At 65.2% G+C, this 21,935-nt stretch carries 23 protein-coding genes; 13 read left to right on the forward strand and 10 right to left on the reverse strand.

The genetic code is table 11. The annotated features are described in order from the left end of the window. Positions 1 to 493: 493 nt before the first annotated feature. Both OG417_RS51015 and OG417_RS51020 read right to left on the reverse strand, forming a co-directional pair. Entirely contained in the window at positions 494 to 1,135 is a 642-nt protein-coding gene (locus OG417_RS51015) for a DUF6668 family protein (protein ID WP_329246102.1), read from the reverse strand. Positions 1,136 to 1,399: 264 nt separating this feature from the next. Beyond that, positions 1,400 to 2,854, reverse strand: a complete 1,455-nt coding sequence (locus OG417_RS51020) for an AAA family ATPase (RefSeq protein ID WP_329246105.1) — start codon at positions 2,852 to 2,854, stop codon at positions 1,400 to 1,402. 482 nt (positions 2,855 to 3,336) lie between these two features. Here OG417_RS51020 and OG417_RS51025 point away from each other — a divergent pair, with 482 nt between their 5' ends. From OG417_RS51025 to OG417_RS51050, 6 genes are all read left to right on the forward strand, one after another. Next, complete coding sequence (locus OG417_RS51025) at positions 3,337 to 4,557, forward strand: C40 family peptidase (RefSeq protein ID WP_329246107.1); 1,221 nt, start codon at positions 3,337 to 3,339, stop codon at positions 4,555 to 4,557. Between the two features lie 268 nt (positions 4,558 to 4,825). Beyond that, the gene (locus OG417_RS51030; protein ID WP_329246109.1) at positions 4,826 to 5,185 is read left to right on the forward strand and encodes a hypothetical protein; all 360 of its coding nucleotides are present in this window, start codon (positions 4,826 to 4,828) and stop codon (positions 5,183 to 5,185) included. 56 nt (positions 5,186 to 5,241) lie between these two features. Continuing rightward, positions 5,242 to 7,050, forward strand: a complete 1,809-nt coding sequence (locus OG417_RS51035; RefSeq protein ID WP_329246112.1) for a type IV secretory system conjugative DNA transfer family protein — start codon at positions 5,242 to 5,244, stop codon at positions 7,048 to 7,050. 233 nt (positions 7,051 to 7,283) lie between these two features. Further along, on the forward strand, positions 7,284 to 7,466 hold the full coding sequence (locus OG417_RS51040) for a hypothetical protein (RefSeq protein WP_329246115.1): 183 nt from the start codon (positions 7,284 to 7,286) through the stop codon (positions 7,464 to 7,466). 616 nt (positions 7,467 to 8,082) lie between these two features. After that, complete coding sequence (locus OG417_RS51045) at positions 8,083 to 8,532, forward strand: hypothetical protein (RefSeq protein ID WP_329246119.1); 450 nt, start codon at positions 8,083 to 8,085, stop codon at positions 8,530 to 8,532. A 350-nt stretch (positions 8,533 to 8,882) separates the two neighbouring features. Continuing rightward, on the forward strand, positions 8,883 to 10,835 hold the full coding sequence (locus OG417_RS51050) for an ATP-binding protein (protein ID WP_329246121.1): 1,953 nt from the start codon (positions 8,883 to 8,885) through the stop codon (positions 10,833 to 10,835). A 7-nt stretch (positions 10,836 to 10,842) separates the two neighbouring features. On the opposite strand, the gene OG417_RS51055 is transcribed toward OG417_RS51050, so the two are convergent. Continuing rightward, positions 10,843 to 11,202, reverse strand: a complete 360-nt coding sequence (locus OG417_RS51055; protein WP_329246123.1) for a response regulator — start codon at positions 11,200 to 11,202, stop codon at positions 10,843 to 10,845. Between the two features lie 170 nt (positions 11,203 to 11,372). On the opposite strand from OG417_RS51055, the gene OG417_RS51060 reads away from it, so the two are divergent. Next, on the forward strand, positions 11,373 to 12,077 hold the full coding sequence (locus tag OG417_RS51060; RefSeq protein WP_329246125.1) for a response regulator transcription factor: 705 nt from the start codon (positions 11,373 to 11,375) through the stop codon (positions 12,075 to 12,077). Here OG417_RS51060 and OG417_RS51065 read toward each other — a convergent pair. Together OG417_RS51065 and OG417_RS51070 are read right to left on the reverse strand one after the other, a co-directional pair. Then, complete coding sequence (locus OG417_RS51065) at positions 12,016 to 12,789, reverse strand: hypothetical protein (protein ID WP_329246127.1); 774 nt, start codon at positions 12,787 to 12,789, stop codon at positions 12,016 to 12,018. The genes OG417_RS51060 and OG417_RS51065 overlap by 62 nt on opposite strands. Beyond that, positions 12,789 to 13,010: a hypothetical protein gene (locus OG417_RS51070; protein WP_329246129.1), complete on the reverse strand. Its 222-nt coding sequence runs from the start codon at positions 13,008 to 13,010 to the stop codon at positions 12,789 to 12,791. Before OG417_RS51070 ends, OG417_RS51065 begins: the two co-directional genes overlap by 1 nt. A gap of 583 nt (positions 13,011 to 13,593) precedes the next feature. On the opposite strand from OG417_RS51070, the gene OG417_RS51075 reads away from it, so the two are divergent. Beyond that, positions 13,594 to 14,490 (forward strand): sigma-70 family RNA polymerase sigma factor, encoded by an 897-nt coding sequence (locus tag OG417_RS51075; protein ID WP_329246132.1) that lies wholly within the window; start codon positions 13,594 to 13,596, stop codon positions 14,488 to 14,490. A gap of 72 nt (positions 14,491 to 14,562) precedes the next feature. On the opposite strand, the gene OG417_RS51080 is transcribed toward OG417_RS51075, so the two are convergent. From OG417_RS51080 to OG417_RS51095, 4 genes are all read right to left on the reverse strand, one after another. Further along, positions 14,563 to 15,339, reverse strand: a complete 777-nt coding sequence (locus OG417_RS51080; RefSeq protein WP_329246135.1) for a hypothetical protein — start codon at positions 15,337 to 15,339, stop codon at positions 14,563 to 14,565. A 526-nt stretch (positions 15,340 to 15,865) separates the two neighbouring features. Further along, complete coding sequence (locus OG417_RS51085) at positions 15,866 to 17,212, reverse strand: AAA family ATPase (RefSeq protein WP_329246137.1); 1,347 nt, start codon at positions 17,210 to 17,212, stop codon at positions 15,866 to 15,868. A 237-nt stretch (positions 17,213 to 17,449) separates the two neighbouring features. Continuing rightward, positions 17,450 to 17,629, reverse strand: coding sequence for a hypothetical protein (locus OG417_RS51090; protein ID WP_329246140.1), 180 nt, complete (start codon positions 17,627 to 17,629; stop codon positions 17,450 to 17,452). Further along, complete coding sequence (locus tag OG417_RS51095; protein ID WP_329246142.1) at positions 17,630 to 18,043, reverse strand: DUF2306 domain-containing protein; 414 nt, start codon at positions 18,041 to 18,043, stop codon at positions 17,630 to 17,632. Positions 18,044 to 18,296: 253 nt separating this feature from the next. Between OG417_RS51095 and OG417_RS51100 the strand changes: the two genes are divergently transcribed. From OG417_RS51100 to OG417_RS51120, 5 genes are all read left to right on the forward strand, one after another. Then, positions 18,297 to 18,794 carry a helix-turn-helix domain-containing protein gene (locus OG417_RS51100; protein WP_329263122.1) on the forward strand — a complete coding sequence of 166 codons (498 nt, stop codon included), beginning with the start codon at positions 18,297 to 18,299 and terminating at the stop codon, positions 18,792 to 18,794. After that, positions 18,683 to 19,297: a TetR/AcrR family transcriptional regulator gene (locus OG417_RS51105; protein ID WP_329246145.1), complete on the forward strand. Its 615-nt coding sequence runs from the start codon at positions 18,683 to 18,685 to the stop codon at positions 19,295 to 19,297. The genes OG417_RS51100 and OG417_RS51105 overlap by 112 nt, the downstream gene beginning before the upstream one ends. A gap of 171 nt (positions 19,298 to 19,468) precedes the next feature. Continuing rightward, positions 19,469 to 19,633, forward strand: coding sequence for a hypothetical protein (locus tag OG417_RS51110; protein WP_329246147.1), 165 nt, complete (start codon positions 19,469 to 19,471; stop codon positions 19,631 to 19,633). Continuing rightward, complete coding sequence (locus OG417_RS51115; RefSeq protein WP_329246149.1) at positions 19,630 to 20,256, forward strand: VC0807 family protein; 627 nt, start codon at positions 19,630 to 19,632, stop codon at positions 20,254 to 20,256. The genes OG417_RS51110 and OG417_RS51115 overlap by 4 nt, the downstream gene beginning before the upstream one ends. Before the next feature lie 247 nt (positions 20,257 to 20,503). Further along, positions 20,504 to 20,812 carry a hypothetical protein gene (locus OG417_RS51120; protein WP_329246152.1) on the forward strand — a complete coding sequence of 103 codons (309 nt, stop codon included), beginning with the start codon at positions 20,504 to 20,506 and terminating at the stop codon, positions 20,810 to 20,812. 96 nt (positions 20,813 to 20,908) lie between these two features. Here the strand turns inward: OG417_RS51120 and OG417_RS51125 are convergent, their stop codons facing one another. Next, positions 20,909 to 21,877, reverse strand: a complete 969-nt coding sequence (locus OG417_RS51125; protein WP_329246155.1) for an ArsR/SmtB family transcription factor — start codon at positions 21,875 to 21,877, stop codon at positions 20,909 to 20,911. Between the last annotated feature and the right edge of the window lie 58 nt (positions 21,878 to 21,935).

The raw sequence follows: 21,935 nt of genomic DNA on the forward strand, positions 1-21,935 counted from the left end.
CCAGGACGGCTACAAGGGAAAGAGATCCCAGTAGCCGGAATACACGCTGCCATGGTAGCCGTGAAATCTGACGACGATCTCCGTGTGCGGCATGGGTGCGTCGAGTCATCTCTTTCCTTAATTAATAAGGATCCAGACGACGATTGCTCGCCCAGATATGATAGTAACGATGCCGAAACCCACGATAACCATACTCGCGATGTGGCTGCCGCTCTGACCCCTATGGTGGTTGATAGTCATCCGGATGCCGATCACGATAATCGCAACCACACCCGACCCCACGCCGAACCATACGACCCAGCCCACGATCATAACTATCTTGTCGACTACGACTTGGGGCGGTGGGGTGCCCAGGCCGGGGTCAGGGATGGTGCTCGGGTCTTCCACCGGGGGTTTCGGTTTGCTTACAATGTCCAGGAGAGACGTATACGTGGCGCTATGAATGTGGTGTACCGCGTGCTGAAGGAGGTCACTTGACCACGGAATCATCACACTAAGCATGTGCGTCCTCGGAAATTATGCGATTTATGTCATTGGCCAGACGTGCGAAGGCGGACGGCAGTTTGGTCTGGTCCGGAGGATCGCCGAGCCGCAATGCCTCTACCCACGGAAGCTCCCATACCTGAGGCACGCCGCCGGAGATCAGATGTACAAGATCCTTCAGTGGTTTCGGTCGTTTCCCGGGGGCATCGGCAACAACCACCAGCCCGAGCAGCCGTACGTTCGGGAGGACGCCCGCGGCCCACTGCCGGGCGGCGGCCTGAGCCGCGCAGAGCCCGGAGGCGTGGCTGCGCGCGACGAGGAGCACCCGAGACTGTCCGGGGGGCACAGGCGTCGGCCAATATCGTCCGGCGCTCACGCTGTTGGGGATGAGAGCAGCCAGCGTGGATGTGCCGGCGCCCCCGTGGCATGAGGAGAACCAGAGGTCCGGGCCGGAACCACTGTAACCGGCCAGCCCCAGCGGACTCGTGGGCGGCGGCGACAGACGGGCCGGTACGACTGCATGGGCCTGGAACCGTCCATCTGGGACGTTCCGCTGCTGAAGGGCATCCGCCGCCACGGCCGGCGCGTCCGGCAGAGTCACCTCTAGACCGGATGGCCGGTATTCCCTGGTGACGCCTAGCGGCACTTGCATGATTATGCCCTCCTTTGCATAAATAAGAGGGGCTGCTCTGTGTTTGTGTGGTGGACCGTCCGTACGCTGTTGCGGGCGTCAACCTCGCACCGCGAAGTCCGTTTAGAGTTTTTTGACGACCGGGCGTGTCCAGAATCAGGAAGCGGGCTCCACGGGTGGGGGCGCCGCTACGGGATCCACCGGCTTTTCCGGAAAACCGACCCTGAAGCGGGCTCTTGAGGGGTCTCCACGAACCGGGTGACAGTCCGGTCGGTGGACCTTCGGTCAGCTCAGCTTCGGGGTGAGCAGTTTCTTCAGCGACTCTTTGACGCCGTCCGGCCGCCGGCTCTCCAAGCCCTCGAAAACGGGGTCACCGCTGACGTCCCGTAGGATTCCCCGAAGTGTCCTCTCAAGGTCCGGTCCAAAGCGTTGGCTCATCAGCTGGCGGTTATTCACGGCCCGTATCCACCCCTCGTCCTCGGGGATCAGGCCGACGAAGCGCCAGCCGCGCAGCCGGTCCATGACCTCCTCGGGCCCGCACTCCACGTCGGGTCGTGCCCGGTTGAGGATCATGAAGATCTTCTCGGCCGAGACCTGCGGGACCCGCGAATGCTGAGGCATGGTGATGGCCGACAGCCACGAACGGACGGCCTCGAGCGTCACCCGGTTCGCTTCGAGGGGCACCAGGATCGCATCGGCCTCGGGGAGGATCAGGTCGGCGAACGTCCTCTTGTACGGCTCGGCGACCGGCGTGTCGACGAACACGAAGTCGAACGTCTGGCGCAGCGCCGTGAGGATCCGGCGGTACAGCGTCGAGTTGACCGTTGAAGGGTCGACGCTTACGGCGTCCGGCGGGCCGAGCAGCGCGTAGAGACCGACCTCGGGCACATGCGCGAGGTTATGGCGCACCGCCTGCGCAGAAAGCGCCCCGGGCGCCTGCAGTAGATCCAGGATGGTCGGTGATTTCAAGTTGAGGTAGCGCGCCACATCGGCCTGCCGGAAGTTGGCGTCCACCACCACGGCGGACCCCGTCCGCCCTGCCTTCTGGAGCAGCTTCGCGGTAAGCACCGCGAGCCTCACGGTCGTGCTCGTCTTACCGACCCCGCCCTTCGCCGAGGCGACCGCGATGACGATGCCATGCTCGACGGAATCGCCGACCGGCGAGGCCTGGGCCGCGTCCGCCACGATTTGAGTGTTCACGCGCGCGGTTCCAGGACGCCTCTGCCATTCTTCAGAGCTCATCAGAACAGGACGGGGAGCCGCTTCGGCGCCGGCCGATCTCTGCGGTAGCACCCTGGCTTCAATCGCCGGGCGAGCAGGTGGTGATCCTGGAACCGTCCAGGGTTCCGGCGGCGGCTCGGGCTGAAGTTCTGATTGAGGCTCCGGCTGGACGACGCCGACCGCCGCCAGCAGATCCGACATAGTCATCTTCTTCGCGGCCGTGACCACCTTCGGGTCGAAGACCTCGCCGCGTTCGGTGAAGTCCGCGTGGACGAGGACGGTGAATCCGGCCCGGGCCAGGCCGTTGGCCAATACGGCGACTCCCGCGCCAGGCAGGTCCTCGTCGAACCACGGCGCGAACACAAAAGCGGCCGACGATCCCACCTTGCCGCTCTTGGAGAGATCCCGAAGCTGCGAGGCGGAGACGACATCGAATACGACCGGGAACCATCCAGTACCGCGGAGCTTCCGCGCGACGCCCGGGTGCCCCGCCACGACGAGGTTCGGCGCAGTAGCCATCACAAGTTTCCTCAGTGCTCTGGTCGTCGGCCGGCCAAGCCCGACCGGTCCCTCCAAAGCGAACAGTGCGGGCGAACGCCGCCGCCGCCAGCACCGACCGCGCCGACGGTAGAAGGTGGGCCTTGCGCATCCGGGCGGTGGCCGCACTGTCTTGATCCGGGCATGGCGGGAGGTGAAACATGCCGGAACAGTTGCCTACGCCCTTCACCGCGCCACCTGCCCGGCACCCAAGGGGCCGACGGCACGTGGTCTTGCCAAGAACGTGTGAATCGCGCTTCGCCCGTCGGCGGCTCCGGTGACCGGCCGGCCGACCCGCGATCACATGTATGTGTCCAACGACCGTTCGGGCCATTGTCTCCAACTTCGAGCAGCTGCGTGATCGGGGGCGAAGTGATGTGAGCTCGTCCCACCGCAAATGGACATCAACGAGGATCGTTCTATGGATCTTCATTGGGAAGTTCACCAGCCTCACAGGACTCCTCATGGCTCTGGTGCTTACATCGTTGGTGGTAACCATGCTTTCCGATCCGCTTAACCTGACGCAGATATGCGGCCCGGGCGGCCCCGCAGGGGTGGAACCATTGCAGGTCGTGCCGTCGCATCATGCGGCTCAAGGCGACCGTCGTCTGGCCCCGACCCGGCAACGAACCTCCAAGAAAGCGTCGGACGACATACCCGATAACTATAAGACTCTGTATATGGCTGCTGCCACGCGCATCCCTCCTGACATTTACAGTTACCACGTTCCATGGGAAGTGCTCGCCGCGATCGGAAAGAGGGAGACTAATCACGGTCGTTACCAAGGAGACCGCGTTGGAGCGGACGGTGTTACAGAGAATTACTACGGCGCCGGAGGTCCCATGCAGTTCATCCCCGGCACTTGGCGAAGCTACGGCATCGACGGCAACGGTGACGGCAAAGTCGACCGAGGCAATCCGGCCGACGCGATTTACTCCACAGCGAACTACCTCATACACCTCGGCGCGTCCCACGACCTCCGCCATGCGCTGAACAGCTACGGCGGCGACCCCAGCGGTCGCTACGCCGACGCGGTGCTAGCACAAGCACAGCGTTACCACCGCGGTGATTATGGCGTGGCCCCGGCGAACTACGCGGGTCAGAGCTGTACATTGCCAGTCCCGACGGGACCTTTGGGGCAGCGCATCGCTGCTGTTGCCGCACGTTTTGCGGCGCCGGAAGCGGGGAAGCCGCATGTGCCCAACCAAGTCAAAAGACCGATCCCCTATTCATGGGGGGGCGGAGATCCCGCTTCCACCACGAGCGGCAAGATCACCCGCGACGGTATTTTTGACGTTATTGACGACGGCCCTAGTTTTGGTCAGCCTCAAGAAGGCGGCCCGAGTGGCGTTCACGTCTACGGTTTCGACTGCTCGGGCCTCGCCCGATACGCCGTCTGGATCGCGACTGGCAAGAAAATTTTGTTCGATCATATTACTACAGCAATGTTCAACAGTAACCAGGTGACCAAGGTGTCCCGCTCACAGTTGGCCCCCGGCGATCTGGTCTTCTTTGAAAAAAATTTGGGCCATATGGGCATCTATTACGGCACGTTCAATGGTAGGCGCTGGATAGTTCAGGCCCCAAAAAGCGGTGACGTCGTCAAATTCTCTGACTTTGATTCCGTAGCGAGCTATTTGGGCTATTCGGGAGCCCGTCGGGTCACGCCCTCGGCGAGGGCGTGACGTGACCGGCGTGTTGATGGCTGGAACCCGTTCCATATTCTGTGTCGTGTCGGCAGCCGCTCTTGTGGCCGGCTGTAGCAGCGGGGAGCGTGGACGGTCGGATGGACGCCCGTCCAGTCCGGACACGGCGAGCTTTTTTCCGACCCTCGGCAGTAGCTCGCCGATGGCGTCGCCGTCGCGAAGTCCTCGGATACCTGGCGGTTTGCCGGACCCTCGCCGGATCAATCAGAAAGACGCGACGGCGGTCTCGCGGGCGGCTCTGACCGTCATGTACACGGTCGACAGCACCGTCGATGAGGGGTTGCGAAATGCGAAGCTACGTGCGGCGCGCTACCTCACCCCCGCCTTCAAGACCGAAATCGATGCGGAACCCATGCAGCACATCCCCATTGAATGGCGTCAGCATCGGGTCTACCTCGCGGTACGGCTTCGGCCACTCAGGCGGGAGGCCGGGGCGCCGACCGACGGACCGACCGGCGCCTACCGCCAGTGGGAAATGACCACGGTCCCCACGGGACGGGACCGTTGGCGCGGTACTCCCCGTAAGGCGGTGGTCTACATGTCGCTGGTCAGGTCATCCGGACACGATCCCTGGCGGATCTCCGATGTGATCGTCTCCGGCGAGTAACAGTCCCTGGCCAGGGGAGCGGCCGAGGCCGCTCGGAGTCGAAGTGAGGAGCTTTAATGAGTGCTGGCGATGACGATGACGTGTACGTACTCCTCATGGGTGGCAGCCTTGTGGTCGCTCTGCTGGGGGGAGTAGGCAGTTTCGTGACTTGGCTGGCGGGTCAGCTGTCCGGCCTGCTCACCGGCGGCGGCTGGCCGGACTCCAGCCCGATGGACTTCCCGAAGGTCGCCTTCCATTTCGTGCAGCATCCGGGCGATCCGCGCAGTGCGTGGCCGCCCGCGGCGGCTGCTGCGCTGGGGTCTGTCTGGGTGTTCTTCATCTTGCTGGCCGTGCTCCTCGTCTTGGTGGCGGTGGGGCTCTACATCTTTGTGCGGCTGGTTCTGAACTGGCGGCGTCGCCGGCCGTACCGGCGGATGCGCTTGGGCTTCGCGTCCGGCTGGGAGGTCCGCAAGCTGCTCAGCGCCCGGACCGTCCAGAGCAAGGCTCGGCAGATCCGGCCGTCCACCGCGAACCGGCCCGCGAACAAGGTGAAGCCCGAGGAAGTGGGCTTTTGCATCGGCCGGGATATCCGCTCCCGGCGGAAGCTGTACATGTCCCAGGAAGACATGATGATCGTCGTCGCGGCACCCCGGCAGGGAAAGGACGTGCACTTCGTCACGCCTTTCACCATCGACGCGCCAGGTCCCTGCATCGTCACCTCCAGTCGGCGGGAAACGTTCATCAACACCGCCATGGTGCGGGCACAGTACGGCAAGGTGTATGTGTTCGACCCGTTCAACTGGACCGCTTGGCCGCATCGGATGCGCTGGTCGTTCTTGGACGGATGTGAGGACATCAACGTGTGCGCGGTCCGATCCGGCACGCTCGCCCAAACGAGCGGCTTCGTTCTCACCGGGCACGGGGCCGAGACGACCGGTGGGGTGATCACCATCATCCGCTGCCTGTTGCACGCCGGCGCGATCGGCGGGCTCACCATTCGTGACGTGGTGCGCTGGGTCTACGAGGCCAACAGCGATGAAGCGATAGACATCCTGCGCCGGGGCGAGCACGACGGCAGGGCCGCCCCGGGGTATGCGGCGCAGCTGGAATTCAACGGGCGGGACCAACGGCTTTGGCCTGGCGTCATGCAGGTCATGAGCTGCTTCTCCATCCCCGGCATTCTGGATGACCTCTCACCGGCCCCCGGTGAGGAGTTCAACTACAAGGAGTTCCTCAAAGGCCGTAACACCTTGTACTTCGTCAGCAAGCAGCAGAGCGACTACGGGGGCGTCGCGCCGATCGTCACCACGATCGTCGAACAGTTCTTCCGGTCGGCTCGCGGTGCGGCGATGAAGAACCCGACCGGCCGCCTCGACCCTCCTCTGACCTTCGAGCTGAACCAGGTGACCGACATCTGCCCGATCGGTGGCCTTCCGACCTACATGGGCGAGTCTGGCGGTTACGGCATCACCGTGCACGCCTACCTGACGTCGCTGGCGGACGCGCGTATGAAGTGGGGATCGGACGGGACGGCGCGCCTGTGGGACAACGCCACGTTCCGGATCATCTCAGGCGGCACCGGTACCCCCAAGGACCTCGCCGAGCTCTCCGATCTCGTCGGTAAGCACAACGGCAAGCCGGCGCTGCAACCCGAAGAGATCAGGACCATGCCCTTCGGCCGCGCGGCCGTCGTCGCGGGCACAGCCCGGCCAGTCGAGATGTGGCTCACCCCCTGGTGGAAGCGCAAGGACCAGGAGCAGATCGCCAAGGGCAAGCAGGCAGTCGAGGAGATGATCCGGAGGTACAACGCGAACCAGGGGATCGTCGGCGGAATCGCCGCTGACGTGAACCCTCCAGAGGAAGACGAATCCTCGCCCGTGGCGTGAGGCGCGACACCACTGTCCATGCTGTTCATCATCTGACGATCGTGGCGGTGACGCCTGCTCCCCCACCGGCCGTAGTAGGTCGAAGAAGGACGCTACGAAGGAACTGCGTGTGGCCGGGAAGAATGAGAAGAGGGGGTTGTTGCGGTCACCAGCGGAGGGATGATGACTATTACCCGCGATGGCGTCGGCGTCGGTGTGCTACGCGATCGCGGGACGGCCCGTCGAGTCGGCCGGTGAGTCACGACGACGGCGACCAGCACGAGCAGCATGAGCAGACCACAGGCGATGAGAAGCATCAGATTACGCTTCCGGTGCGGGCCGGCGGGGTTCCGCAAGTCCGTGCTGAAACCGAGGTCCTGCAACAGGCCAAGGTCCTTGTCATCGTCTGGTTCCTGGGGGGCCGAGGTATCCGATGAGACGAACGGCGAGGGCGACGCGGTTACATCGGATTCGAGCCCGATGGCGGGTGCTCCAGATCCGACGTATTTCTCCGGATCGGTGGCCCGCCATGACACCTCCCCAGGACCCCGGCGGACGAACGACCGAGTGAGGGGGTCGATGCGCCACGTGTAACCGGCAGCGTCGACGATCTCACGGCCCTGAAGTTCGCGTAGCACGTCATCAACTTCAATAACCCCATTCTCCGCCATATCGGCTAGACCGAGGAAGATAGCCCAAAGCTCCTTGAGCGGGCCATCAGTAACAAGTCGGTCCATATCGCATCGCTCCCTCGCATTCTGTGTTCGGTGCGCCCTCCGCGATGGCCGTGCGGCACCAAGCTGGACTGTGCTGGTTCCCGGCCGGACGGCAATGGAGACGCTGGGGCCTGTCGCGGCGACGCCGACCATCGCTCGTCGCTGTATAGCGGCTCCTATTCCACACCTTCACAACAGGCCGCAAACAGCGAGAAGCCCGGCCCCCGCTCACGTTATGTCTCGCGATTTCGACGCATCCGGTACTTGCCGCTTCGACGCTGCGACGGACAGTCCTTGTTTAACTGCTCACCCAGGCGACCTGACGCGGGACAAAAAAATGAGACTGGGCCATCTGCTCGCAGCCAAGAGGTCGGATGCCACGGTGTGGCGGCTCCTCTGGCTCACATTCTGGGGCGAGCGTGCGATCGGTTACGCCGAGGCGATCGAGATAGGAATCACGGAGCGTGAAATGGTCGCGGCCGTGAACGGTGGGGCGCGGCTGTCCGACTACATCAAGGCACGCGAGGTCGCCTCGCACGCTGAGATTCTTGAGGCCCAGGCCGCCGCGATGGATGTTTTCGGCTATACATGGCTCCGCAGATGGGGCGAGGCACACGATGAGGCGATCAGGATACTCCGTAATCGGCCTCCGTATCAGACCGGTGATGCGCCAGATCAAATAGCGGCCGACCGTTCCCTGATGGCCGATAAAGCAAGAGAAGCGGCGGAGCCGAATTCGAATTCGACGATTGTGGCCGACATAAAGACCATGCCGTCATACCCCTGAGAGAGGGCACAGATCCATCCGATACGTCTTACATATAACATTTGGATCACTCTCATCGGTAAAGCGGTTGCACATGCAGCACACATCTGCATGGAATTCCATGTGATTTCCACATGTTCCTAAGGTGTATCATTCATCAACCGGAAGTGCTTCCGACAGGGTTACACGGCTAACGCCGGATCCGCCTCCTACCTCCGCGAGCAGTGTCTGGTGACCGCGAACCACCCGGTCGGCATCAGGTACACGAGGCCATCGTTTTCACCCTCCGAGGATTCATGAGAGCTACTCAGCCGTTGTCGACACGGATCGCAACCTGGCTGTCGCGCCCACCACCCTTGACCACTTCGATCGTGACCTTCGTGGCGCCCTTGGCGTACTGCCTGGTCGAGTGCCGGATCGTAGCGGTCCTCGGGGCCGTGGCAGTGCTTGTCAGTGAGGCGGTATTGCTCGGTAAGCGGCGATGGAAGGCCGTGCCGGACGCAGCCAAGACAATGGTCAGCCTGATCATCGCGGCACTCCTGGTAGTCCCCACGGGGTTCCCTACGCTTTCGCCCACCGCCGTGCAGGCGGGGCTTCTCGCGATCGCGACGATAACGGTCAACATTTTCATGAACGGATCGGTACGGACCGTGCTGGTGGCGGACGGGCTGGCGAGGGCGGGTTGCGCGGTCGGCTTCACGGTCCTTGTGGTCACTGCCATGCGGACCGAAGAGGTGGTGTGGGCGGCCTTGGCGGCACTCCCCGCTGCGGCCGGTTACTTGGCGACCCGTCGTGTTCTGTTCGCACGAGAAAGGGCGCTGTCCACTGCGGAACGGCTACCGCAGTTGCCGCGTCTGATGGCGGCGGGGCGGGCAACGGCCGCCGAGCTCGCCGCATTTGTCGGTGACCTGCGCCGGATCATGGGGCCCGATGTCATGTGGCTGCACACGCACCTTCCCTCGGGCGCCGTGTGGGCCAAGGCGTCCCGCGAGGGCACTGTTCACCATGACCGGCGTCCGGCCGAGCTGGACCGGTTGGAGTATTCCGCGTCTCGTGCGCTGCCCGAGATGGTCTCCCAAAAGCAGCTTCCCAACGGCTGGCGGGCGGGGGTGTACGCGCCGCTTCGCGCCCCGGACGGGCGGGACGCCGGGTATCTACTCATGGGCTGGAGGCGGCTCAACGGCCCCTACCTGGCGTCCTGGATGATCACCGGCATCCTCGGCATCACGGTCACCAGCACGGCCCGCGCACTGGGCGCGTTCTGGATGAACATCTGGGCGACGCACGAGCTGGAGGACGAACGCGCACGGCTCAGCGCAGCAATCAACCATTCGGATGTGGCGATCCTTGTCTTGGACGCATCCGGCCGAATCGTGGTGTGGAACGCCGCGATGGCGAACATGACAGGGATGCCGGCGCATGAGGCCATCGGCCACCAGACCACGGAGTTGTTCACCTTGAGGAACGAGGAGGGCACACTCGTCGACCTCACCGACAACCCGTCCGGGACACCGATGCTGACCCTCCGGGACGGGCGCGTCCTATGGGTGGAGATTTCATGCTCGAGTTCGGCGGACCCCACCACGGCCGGCCAGCTCACCGTGGTCTTCGTCGACAAGTCAGCCGAACGGCAGCTCGACTACATGCGGCATCTGCTGTTGGTCTCGGTCCACCACGAGCTCCACGGCCCGCTCACCACGATCCGCGGTCACGCCCAGCTGCTCAACATGACCACCACTGACCAGGACGGCACCGACTCCTGCGAGGCGATCCTCGACGCGGTCGAGATGATGCAACACGTCATCACCGACCTCGTCCACGTCATCGAGGGCAACCCGTCCGCCAGGCCCACACCCGCCGACAAGGTCATCGAGACACGAGACCTGCTGCGCAGAACGGTGCAGAGCCTCCCGTCGGTGGCGTCGCGGACGCGGATCGACGCATCCTCACAGATCGACCTGCGCGGCGATCCTGTCCGGCTGCGGCAATGCCTGCTCATTATCCTCACCAACGCAGAAAAATACGCACCCACCGGCCCGATCACCGTGGCAACACGCAAGTACGGCGACTACGGCGTCATCGAGATCACCGACGAGGGACCAGGCATCCCCGACGCCGAAAAACACCTCGCGCTCAAGCCCTATTTTCGATCCGTCGCGACCAAGGACATGCCCGGGTCGGGGCTCGGCCTGCACATCGCCAACGTCCTGATGACCTCGATGCACGGCCGCATCACGCTGGCATCCGCACCATCGGGCGGTCTTCAAGTCTCTTTGTCGTTGCCGCTGGCGCCGGCGGCGGAACCGGGCGACCGCCAGGAATAGGTGCCCTTCACCCCTCCGCGAGACCCGAAATGACCGTGCGCAACTCCTCAAGGTCGAAGGGTTTACCGAGAACGCGGGTCAGTGTGCCGTCGTCCAGACTGGCGGACGAACGGGCGGCGGCGGTGAGCATGAGGACCGGAAGCATCGCCATCCTGGAGTCGGCGCGGAGCCTGGCCAGGAGATCGGCACCGTCCGCGTCAGGCAGCATGCGGTCAAGGATCAGCAACTCGGGCGGTCCGGCCGGATCGGTCAGCCTGCGCCAGCCTTCCGTACCGTCTTCGGCCAAGACCGCCTCATGACCGTCCCGCTCCAGGACTGTGCGGAGTAGTCGCCCAACCTGGGAATCCTCGATGACGAGTACCCGCACGTTTCGCTCCTCATTCGGAGATTCACGCCATCATCCGCGGGGAGAGCGTATCAATGCGTGACACCTGCCGCCCGCCGCTACTCCGACTGCGGAGTATGCCGCCGGTCGGGTGGCCATGCGCCGCTTGATACCAGTGGGGCGAAACGTGCGTTGATGGTTAACATGTAGTTGTGGCACGTGTACTGGTGGTGGATGACGATCCGCGGCTGGTGAAGGTGGTCTCGACTCTGTTGCGCAAGCGGGGCCACCAAGTGGAGTCTGCGCCCACCGGGGAACTCGCCCGGAAGGCGCTCCAGCGCGGTGACATCAACCTCGCGCTGCTCGACGTCAACCTTCCAGACGTCAGCGGCCTGTCGTTGATGCTCCAGCTGCGTGAGGAGGGTAACCACACCCCGGTGATCCTGCTGACGGTACGCACCGAGGTGCACGACCAGGCGCTCGGCCTACGGCTCGGTGGAGACGACTACATCGCCAAGCCATTCAATCCCGAGGTACTGCTCGCCCGGATCGAGGCGGTCCTCCGGCGCAGCACAGGAGGTACGGCTCCGCACGGCGAGGCCACGAGCAGCGATCGGCTGGAGATCCCGCCCATCCTGATCGATTTCGCCGCGCGGCAGGTCTTCCACGACGGCGAGGCCGTACGGCTGGCGCCCATGGAGTATTCCGTTCTCGAGTACCTGGCTCAGAACCGGGGCCGGGCCGTCTCCAAGCAAGAGCTCATGATGCACGTCTGGGGCACCAGCCGTGGCGTCTCCCGGACGCTCGCCGAGCACGTCTCCCGGCTGCGCCGGAAACTCGGAGACGGGCTGATCATCACCCAGATCGGGTACGGCTATATCGTTCCTCGGGACGATTCCGAAGCCACAGGTCAGTGACGAGGGCTTTGTCGTCCTCCAATCGGCACCACATCTGATGACCTCGCACCTGCATCGCCTTGCACCAGCGGGCGAGTCCCAGGTCTCCGCCCACCCCGTCGCCCGCGCGGGCAGGCCAAGGCAACCCGACCCGCGGCCGCACTCGTTCAAGATCAGCCCGTCCGAGTTCACCGGACAGGGACCGCACGCTGTGGACGGTGAAGTCTCCCCGAGGTCGCACGGAAACCCGCTGATCGGCGACGCTGCCGAGGAGAGCAAGATGGGTCTGGACGGTGTCGGCGACGATCCGCTCTGCCGTCTCTTCTGGCATCCAGATGTGCTCCAGGTCGGTGAGCAGCCCGGTGAGCCCGTCGATTGCCGAGCCGAGCAGCTTCGCGTCCTCCGCCGCATCTCCCATGGCCGCCCCGACAAGAAGGCCGGCCGTGACGGACGCGATGGTGAGTTCGCCCGCGAGCCGGTGACCTAGCCCACGGGCGAACCGGTCGCTCCATCGTTCCGGCCCCCGCTCTCCACCGAAATCGACGATCACTGCGGACGTCTCGGTCAACGGGACCGCGATAATCGAACCGACCGTGAATGTCGACCGCCAGGTGAGGGCTTGGCCTGCGGCGACCAGCGAGTCGTGGTCGACCGCCAGGCCCACGCCTGCGGTCAGGTCTTCCACACCGCGGGGCAGGAACCCCTCCTGGGCGTATATGAGGACAGGTCGCATCAGCCCAGGGCACCTCGGATTTCCGCCGAGCCGGTCTGCTCCGCGACGGCCTTGATGTAGCGCCCGGTCAGGCAACCAGCGACCTCGCCATTCAACCTGTCAGCGGCGATGCCGCCGAGCTGGTGCTCCTCGACCGCGACGAGGACTTCAATGACGTGTACCGGGCTCATCGCGTTGCCGAGGACGGCAGGCTGGTCGCTGAAGGATTCGACGAGCTGCAATTTTCCCTTTTCCAAAAACTTGGTTCAGCAGCCACTCGACACGCTTGACCCGGCTCGCGTCGCGGCCGATGAAGGTGCCGCGCGCGTGTCGACGAACGAGGATTCCAGACCAGATCACCCAGGATCGATCGCACCGTCGGTGTTCCTCTCATGGTCCGGGCGGGGCCCATGACTCGCCTGACCTCGCTGTGCAGATTAGAGCTCCCGCTATTACCTCTAAAGTCCGCACGACCGCCGATCGGCAACCCCCGAACCAGCGACCACGTCACTTGTTCCGCCTCGCCGCGGCTCGGTACGTCACGCACCAGGCCTCCGCCGTAACTTCAACACGAACTCCAGTCCGTATCAACCCTATGTCAACAGACCCGCCCTCTACAGCCTCCTGGCAACTCGTCAGGCATCGCGATATGAGCGCCATCGCTGGGGCTGCCTGCGATAACTCCGGCAAGCCTGGGCTGCACCGGAACCACGTTCCGCTGCGGTCGGGGCCGCCAACGGCGTGTCAACGGCCCCTTTTCGACCAAGGTTTTCTCCGCGATCGTGCACGTCGAAAGCCATGTGGAGGAACAAGCCCGGAGGCGAGATGAAGATCCTGCAGCCAGGCGGCGATAAGCGCTCCGCCGCCGACCGGTTCCACGCCCACAACGACGCTCTCTTCGGCCGGCGTAAGGAACTGCAGGCTCGAATCGCCAGCCTGCGAGCCCTGGTGGACGCGGACAAGTCAGACGTGACATCGGAAGCGGCGTTGCGCTGCGCCGAGCGCGAGCTGGACGATCTCACTTACGAGATAATGACCGCGAACTACGGTCTTGTACGTCGATATGTTGCCACTTTCACCTCCCGGTCCACTGGACACAGTGAGGACTTTGAGAGCGCTGGCAAGGTCGGATTGCTGTGGGCCATCTCGTCCTACGACCCGGATCGCGGCCCATTCGCGAGTTGGGCGTTCAAACCGATCCAGCGAGAGGTTCTGCGCGCCGTACGGGATGCCGACCACCCCAACCTCAACCTCGGCGATTTCGAGAAGCGCCCGATCATCCTGGCCGCCAAACAAGCATTCTTGGAGGAGTTCGGAGCCGACGCCGTACTGGACCATGTCGATATCGCCCGACGGGCGGGTGTGACCACGGCCCAGGCCCGTCGTGTTCTGGATCCACCCCGCCTGGACAGCCTGCAGGCCTCGGTTGGCTCCCAGAACGAGGACATCATCTCCCTTGAGGAGCGGCTCGCAGACCTGTCGATGAGTCTGGAGGACGAAGTACTGCTGAGTTCTCAGCTGCGTGCCATGATCGACCTGGGATGGCCGACCCTGGATGTCCGCGAACGGTACGTGCTCACGCGCCGGTTCGGCTTGGACGACATGCCTGAGCAGTCGCTCCGCGTCATCGGCGAGCAGATCGGCCTCTCCCGCGAGGGCGTTCGGCAGATCCAGCAGAAGGCGCTGGCCAAGCTAAGCGGGCCCATCGCCAACGCGAGCTGAGGGGTTCACGCGAGCCGGAGGACATCTACCCGGCGGTATGAAGTCACCCAACCCGCCACCGGCGCAAGGGGCTCACGGCGACTCACGATTGGGAAGGCCGGACGTCAACTTCTCGGGCGCCGAGGCCCTTCCGTGCACGGCGAAGCGCACCGCGGCTTCGAACTGCGTCTCCGGGTTAGCGACCAGAGCGCCGATCTGCCCCATCGCCGCCATCTGCTCGGCGGTCACGCCCGGGCGTACTCCGACCACGTAGTCGGCGTCCAGCGGGGTTGCCGCCGCGACACACCACCCGGGCATGGCCGCGTACGGCCCTTGAAAGACCCGGCTGCCGTCCGGGAGCAGCGTCGCGAAGGAGCGCATGACGACCGGAGCGGCAGGCCCAGTCAAGATCACTGCCTGGGTATGCTCCAGCGCCGTTCTGACCTGGGAGAGCTGTTCCTCTGTGACGATTCCGGCGGCGATGAGCGTGGCCGGGGACGGGGCGGTGGGTTGCCGCCGGCTCACCACGACGGAGTCGCCGATATGCGTGATCGTGGCTCCGACCTCCTCCTGTGCCGCGGTGATCGCCTCGATCGCCCAGCGCGCCATGGCGAGGTTGCCGAAGCCGGGAACCCGGCAGACGCCGAGCCTCCCGCACACGCTCACCTGAGTGCCGCGGATGTGCACCTCGTTGACGCGTTCATCCCACCAGAGCTGGCCGAACTGCGGCCAGCCGTTCAGCACGACCTGGAGCCCGACCGTGTACACGTATCCCTTTGGTACCTCAGCCGTCGGCGGCGGGTAGAGCCAGTCCACGGCGGAGGGCTTGACCACGTCCCGTACCTGAACGCGCTTTGCCGTCGGCGTCATCGGCACCTCTGGAGCTCTCCCGGTCACTTCGGCTCGGGAATGACGACTCTCCGGCTCCGGGAGCGGCGGGGGCTCCGATCGAGGGGGCCACTTCCGCTCATCCGCCGGTCCCGATGCCCTAGGTGCGGGGGTATACGGAACCGCCGTTTCCGCCGACATCTGAACAGCGGTGAACTCGCCGTGCGCGGTAGGCGTCTGGACCTGTTCGCCGGTGAGGCCGTCGACCGGAGAACCGGTCCCACCGGAGATCGACGGCGGCCGGTCTCGGATGGTGTCCTCCAGATCGAGCCCACCCTGCTCAGCGGGCACAGCCTTCGGTTCGGCGGTATTCCACTCCGCGACCGCCGGGTGCTCGGGGCGGGCGGAGCACTCGCCTGCGGTGGGCGCGGCCTTCGCATCCTCCGGGCCCGAGATTCCCTCTCCAAGGCCGAGAACGGTCCAAAAGTCCGTGCCCGGGCTGGGGTTCGGTGTGACTGACATGGGAGCACGTCCTTCCGAGAAACGATGTCGCGGAATCCAATAATCATCAGAGGTTTGATCCGAAGGGCCCCTCTCGCCTGTCCGCCCTGCCATTCGTCGGTATCGCAACCGCGCCGAACACCGGATCCTCGGTGACGACCTGCAGGATGTCGCGGAATATGGCGCCCAGCTTCGGATCACACCTGAGCGCCATGAGATCGTGCTCGTTCACTGCGCGAGTCCATTCGCCGTCGTCAGGGATCATTCCGGCGACTCGCCAGCCGGGCATCAGAGCCATGACGTCCTCCAAGCTGCAATCCACGCCGGATCGGGCGCGGTTGAGAACGACCGACAGTTTCTGCGGAGCGACACCGCCGCCTTGCGGACCTTGCGGCGTGGTAATCGCCTTCAGCCAGGCATGGGCCGTCTCCAGCGTCGGCCGGCTGGGTTCGACCGGGACCAAGATCGCGTCCGCCTCAGGAAAGATCAGGTCGGTGAGCGTCGGGTCATGGAACCCGGCGACCGGTGTGTCGACGAAGACGAAGTCGAACGCCTGGCGCAGCACCGCGAGAATCCGCGGGTACGACGCGAGGTCGATCGACGCTGGATCGGCATTGGTACCATCCGGCGGCCCAAGCAGCGTGTACAGGTCCATCTCGGGAACGCGAGCGAGATGGTCTCGTACCGTTTCCGGTGAGAGAGCTCCAGGCGCCTGCAGCAAATTCAGGATCGTCGGAGACCGGACGTTCAGGTACCGGGCGACGTCGGCTTGCTGGACGTTGGTGTCAACCAGGACCACCGTTCCCGTGCGGCCGGCCGTACGTAGCAGCTGCGCAGCGTAGGCCGCGAGGTTCACGGACAGGCTCGTCCTGCCCGAACCACCCTTTGCCGCAGCGACAACGACGACCCGGCCGTGCCTTCGGGGCGCTGGAGACGATGTGCCAATCGGTGCCGGCTCCGGACCTGGTCGGTCTTCCGGCATCGGGGGCCGTTGCGGCTGCTTTTGGACCGGAGGCCACGGTGGACCAGGCGGGGACTGAGGTCGAGGCCGGGGCGATGCGGCGTTCCGCTCGGCGATGCTCAGCAATGACAGCAGTTCCGGTATCCGCAGCTCCCGCTCAGTGACGCGTATGTTCCCGTTGAGGCGGTCACCGCGTTCGGCGAAGAAGCTGTGAACCAGGACCGTGAATCCATTGCCGGCCAATCCGTTCGCCAGTACGGCGACATCGGCCCCGGGGACGTCCTCTGCGAATCCTGGAGTGAAGATGAACGCCGTCGGCGGGCTGACCTGCCCGCTGCGTGCCAGTGCACGGAGTTCGCCCGCGGAGACGGCGTTGAACACCATGGAGAAATGGCCGGTTCTCCGCAGCGTACGCGCGACGCCCGTGTCCCCCGCGACAACGAGGTTCAGCACAGCCCTATCCACAGCGCTCCCCGTACTCCGATCACCGACCGATCGATGCAGGCGTGTGATTCCTCTGGTTCTGACTGTGCGGACACCAGCGGCTGCCGCCAGTACCAGTTGCCGGACAGTCCGTCGGAGATCACACACAACGCGCATCGAAGTAGACAGGGAATCTCCGTTACGGCATCCGCTCAGCTCAAGAGGTGGACGCCATGCGGAGGCCGGGCAGGTTGCGGCGGCGGATCATCATTCGGCGATGACGAGGTTCGGCAGCCAACTCAGGAACGGCACCGCCGCATACGCGTTGTCCCGCGCGATCTGCGCGGGGTCGGGGCCGGACAGGAACGGCAACTGCACGAAGATGAGTGCCACCAGCCACAGCCGCAACGTCACGGCCGCGTACGTGAGCGCGAACGAGCGGACCATCTATGCCTGATGGCCGCGGAAATCACCGGTACGTGCGGCGCGCACCGCCCGTAGCGTGGTGATGCACCATAGCACTGCGAGCGCGGCGAAGCCGAAGAAACCAACCGCGCCTGCGGTATTGACCGTCGAGAGCACCAGCGCCGCGGCAGAGGCGATGACAATGGACACCGTCGACGTCCAGCCGACGATCCGATGCACTTTCGGATGCCGGATGCGCAGCCCGCGAGCGAACTGCCACGGCCCAGCAACAGCGACAGTCCACCGAACGTGACGTGCAGGAAGAACGCCGCACGCACCGGCGCGGGCTTGCCCTCGTACGCGGACGCCAGTGCACCACCGGACTCCGCCAACGGCCCCGTCGAATACGGCAGAGGCGCATAGATGGCGATCGCGAGCGCGGACAGCGCCACCCACGTCCAGCCCCAGCGGCTCGTGGAGCGCCGCGACGCGCGGTACCCGCGTCGGGGCGTCACCGTGCTGGTCTCAGTCATGACCGTCAGCCCCTCACAGGGTACTCTTAGTGCCCTAGATTAGCCCTAGCTCTGCATGCAACACCATTGAACAGGTACTGCTAGTTTCCACTGAGAGGCCTGAACCTGTGGACGAGCGAGAAGCCGCAGTCGAATCGGCCAAAGCGACGCGGCGGCACGGCGCGGCACTGGAGGAGGTGATCCTGCGGGCAGCGGCAGAGGAACTGGCCGACGCGGGTTACCCGGGCATGACGCTGGACCGAGTCGCCGCACGAGCAGGCACCAGCAAGAACGCCATCTACCGGCACTGGCCGAGTCGCGCCGCGTTGGGCGTCGCGGCGTACCACCCCCGGCAGCCGTCGAGCTCGCGTCTCGCCGCGAGGCGCATCAGCGGCTTCTCAGTGAACGGCGACTGGCTGCATACCGCTGCTGGCTCTGATGCGATCAAGACGATCAACCTCCTAGAAGGTACTACTAGTACCGTAAAGCCGTTGGCATGTTCGGGTAGGGCGGCAAGGATTTCGGTTCACACGGAGGATCGGCGATGGAGTCGACTGACAAGCCTCACGACGCGGCAAGACACGTGGATGGCAAGGTACGACGCTCACGGCGACCGGGCACAGAGGTCGAGCGCGCCGTACTACGAGCCGCGGCCGACGAGCTGGCCGAGAACGGTTATGACCGCTTCACGATGAATCGGGTCGCCATGCGAGCCGGCACGAACAAGTCGACGATCTACCGCCGCTGGCCTAGTCGCGCATCACTCGCGCTCGCCGGATACCGGCAGTTGGCCGCACGCCCGGAGAGCCCTCCAGACACCGGCGATTTGCGGTCGGATGTCATCACACTCCTCCGTACGGCCTCCGACCAGCTGAGCTCCCCGGTCGCCGCAGAGATTCTCCGCGGCCTGATGGCGGACGCGCACCGTGAACCGGAACTCATGGCCGGACTGCGCGACGAGATCGCCTATGGGGAGCCAGGAGCGATGCTGACCGTCCTAGCTCGGGCGGTTGCTCGAGGTCAGGCACGGCAGGACGCACTGACACCGCGCATCGCGACTGTCGCCATGGCACTGCTGCGCAATGAGTACCTGATGCAGAGATCATCACGCGTTTCGAACGAGACGATCGCCGAGATCGTCGACCTGGTGTTCCTTCCACTGGTCCGGCCCGCTTCCCCGACGCCCCGTACGGCTTGACGCAGGCCCACTTCGGAGAGTGCTCGATGAGTCCGCCGAGCGACGGAGCGGCCGGACACCAAGGTACCGAGGTCCCATCAGACGGCATATGGGTTGCCCTAACTAGAGACCCATAGTACCTTCTAAAGTACTTCAGGTACCTTACAACCGCTCGCGGCGGAAGGGGATGTCATGGCTGTTCGTCTGGCGCTCGCTGGTGTGGCGCTGATCGTCGTTGGAGTACTCAACCTTGGCGGAATCGGGTGGATCACCACAGCGGTCGGCGCCATCGCCCTCGTCGCGTCCGGAGTCGCCTGGGTCACCGGACGCAAGGGCGCCAAGGGGGAATCGTCGTGAATCAGGCATCGGGGCCGGGGAACCGGCTACGGGCGCTCCTGCCGAGCCTCGTGCTCAACGGCGCCGTCCCTCTGCTCGTGTATGTGCTGTCACGCCCGTACCTATCTGGAGACGCCGTCGCCCTGGCGCTTGCAATGGCCGTCCCCGTCGTCTGCACGATCGTTATGTTCGGGTGGCGCCGCCGCCTGGACGCCATCGGCGTCATCGCGGTAGCCGCCTATGGCGTCGCCCTGATCGCGGTGCTGCTATCGGGCGGGAACCCGTTCGTGCTCAAGCTCCAGGAGGCCGTCGTCACCGGGCCGCTCGGGCTGACCTTCCTCATCTCCGTCGCGGTCAACAGACCGCTGCTTCCCCTCCTGGCTCGTCTGGCGAAGCGGCGGGGTCGGCCATCGGAAGGTGAGCAGTCCGACCCCGCCCGTCGCCGGGCGGGGTCGGTTCTGACCGCGATCATGGGCACGACCTTCGTCGCCCATGCCGTCGTGCTGACGGCCCTCGCGCTGATGCTCTCGACCGCTGAGGTCTTGGTGGTCTCTCGGGTGGCCGGCCTGTCGATTCTCGGTCTGGGGCTGATCATCGTGGTGTGGTGCCGGAGCCGGTTGGCGCACACCGCTCAGCGCCACTGAAGGCCGAACTGCCGCCAAGGTGTGCGCCGATACAAACATTTCCTTATGCCAAGTTGTCGTGACGTTCATTTCATTAATCTCGCGCAGCGTCGCAGCAGGAAGGGTGTCCGCGACGCGCTGTGCGCCGGGCGCGACGAATTCGCCGCTCGGTCGGTCGCGCGGGAGCGGGAGGCGGGCTGCCTGCGACCTCAACCGTACGCTCGGCGACGCCCTATCGAAGATCATCGGTCTGGCCGCACGGGCACGCTTGGAGGAGATCAAGACGGTGGCGCGGGCGGCCGGCGACCGGGTACGAGAGTTGCCCGCGCCGGTCGCCCTGCCACGCCCGGACGACGTCGCACTTCGGCTGGGCTTCGGCGTCCATCCTGGTGATTCCGCCGTCCCGCGCCGCCTGGCCCGCGCCGCCTGGCCCGTGCCGGCGGCCTTCGCCGCGGGTTCTGTCGCAGTCGTCGCGATCCGGTCCGACGTCCACGACCTACTGGGGTCCGGACTGTCCGCCATCATCATCAAGGCCGAGCTTGCGGCCAGGCACGCCACCCAACGCGCACGCCCGTAGCGGCGATGCACCAGCGCGTACACCATGACTCTCATGGCCAGCCCCAGTTCGGCCGGCCTTCCATGGCCCCGGGGCCGGCAGCAACCCGGGGAAGGTCTAGGACGTGGCGAGGAGTGATTCCGCGATCGCCGTACGGGCGTAGAGGACCGAGCGTCCGGATCGATGTGCGCTGACCATGCCCGCGTTGCGCAGGGCGGTCAGATGCTGGGAGACGCCGGCCGCCGAGATACCCGTTCGGCGGGCGAGATCCGTCGTGGAAGCCGGCGCCTCCAGCTCCGTCAGGAGCGTGGTGCGGGACCGGCCGATGACGGCTGCGATCGCCTCGGCATGTTTCACCGGGCGGCGCTCCCACAAGGTGCCGGTGCCCCGCGCCGGGTAGGCGAGCTGCGGCGGCGCCGGCGGCCGTGAACAGGTGAGTACCTGGACCGTGAAGACCGACGGCACCAGCAGCAGTCCCGGCCCGGCGCCTTCCCGCGAGATGCCACACCGCCGGCGGACCATCCGGAGCGTGTTGTCGTCCCAGCTCAGCGTGGAGTGCAGGTCGTTGAAAAGGTGACCCGCGCCACGCTCGGCCACCTGACGGGCGCGGTGGAACAGGTCGGCGTCCAGCAGTGCGCGGATCTTCGCCCAGTAGGGCGCGAGCGCCACGTCCCAGTAGGCCTCGATCTCCTCCACGACCCGTGCCAGCTGGGCCGTCGGGTTCGCGCGCAGGGCCCGGCAGCGGGCGCCGCGAGCGCCGAGCGTGTCGAGGTCGGCGTGGACCTCTGCGGGCGGGGTAGCGCGGATGGCGGCCAGTTCCGAGCCGAGCGTCGGGGCCAGGTCGCCCGGAGGCGGGGTGAGGAAGTCGGGAAGGTAGCCGGCGGCCGGGATGAGCTCGGACAGCCGGCCCGAGTCCAGTCCAGCGGCGGCCACTCGGGGGCGTACCTGGTCGAGCCAGGGGCGGTGAACCGGGTGCGCGGAGCCCGCTGCCAGCAGCCGGAAACTGGTGACGACCTCCCACATCGGCGACACCACGAACCGGGTCAAGGCCAGGTCGTCGGCGGTGAAGGCCAGCTCGGACAGCATGAATACTCCGTTGATTCGGCCTGAGCTTAATCAATGGCGCGAGTCTAGGCCGGATCGC

The organism is Actinoallomurus sp. NBC_01490 (assembly GCF_036227085.1).
Taxonomy (GTDB): domain Bacteria; phylum Actinomycetota; class Actinomycetes; order Streptosporangiales; family Streptosporangiaceae; genus Actinoallomurus; species Actinoallomurus oryzae.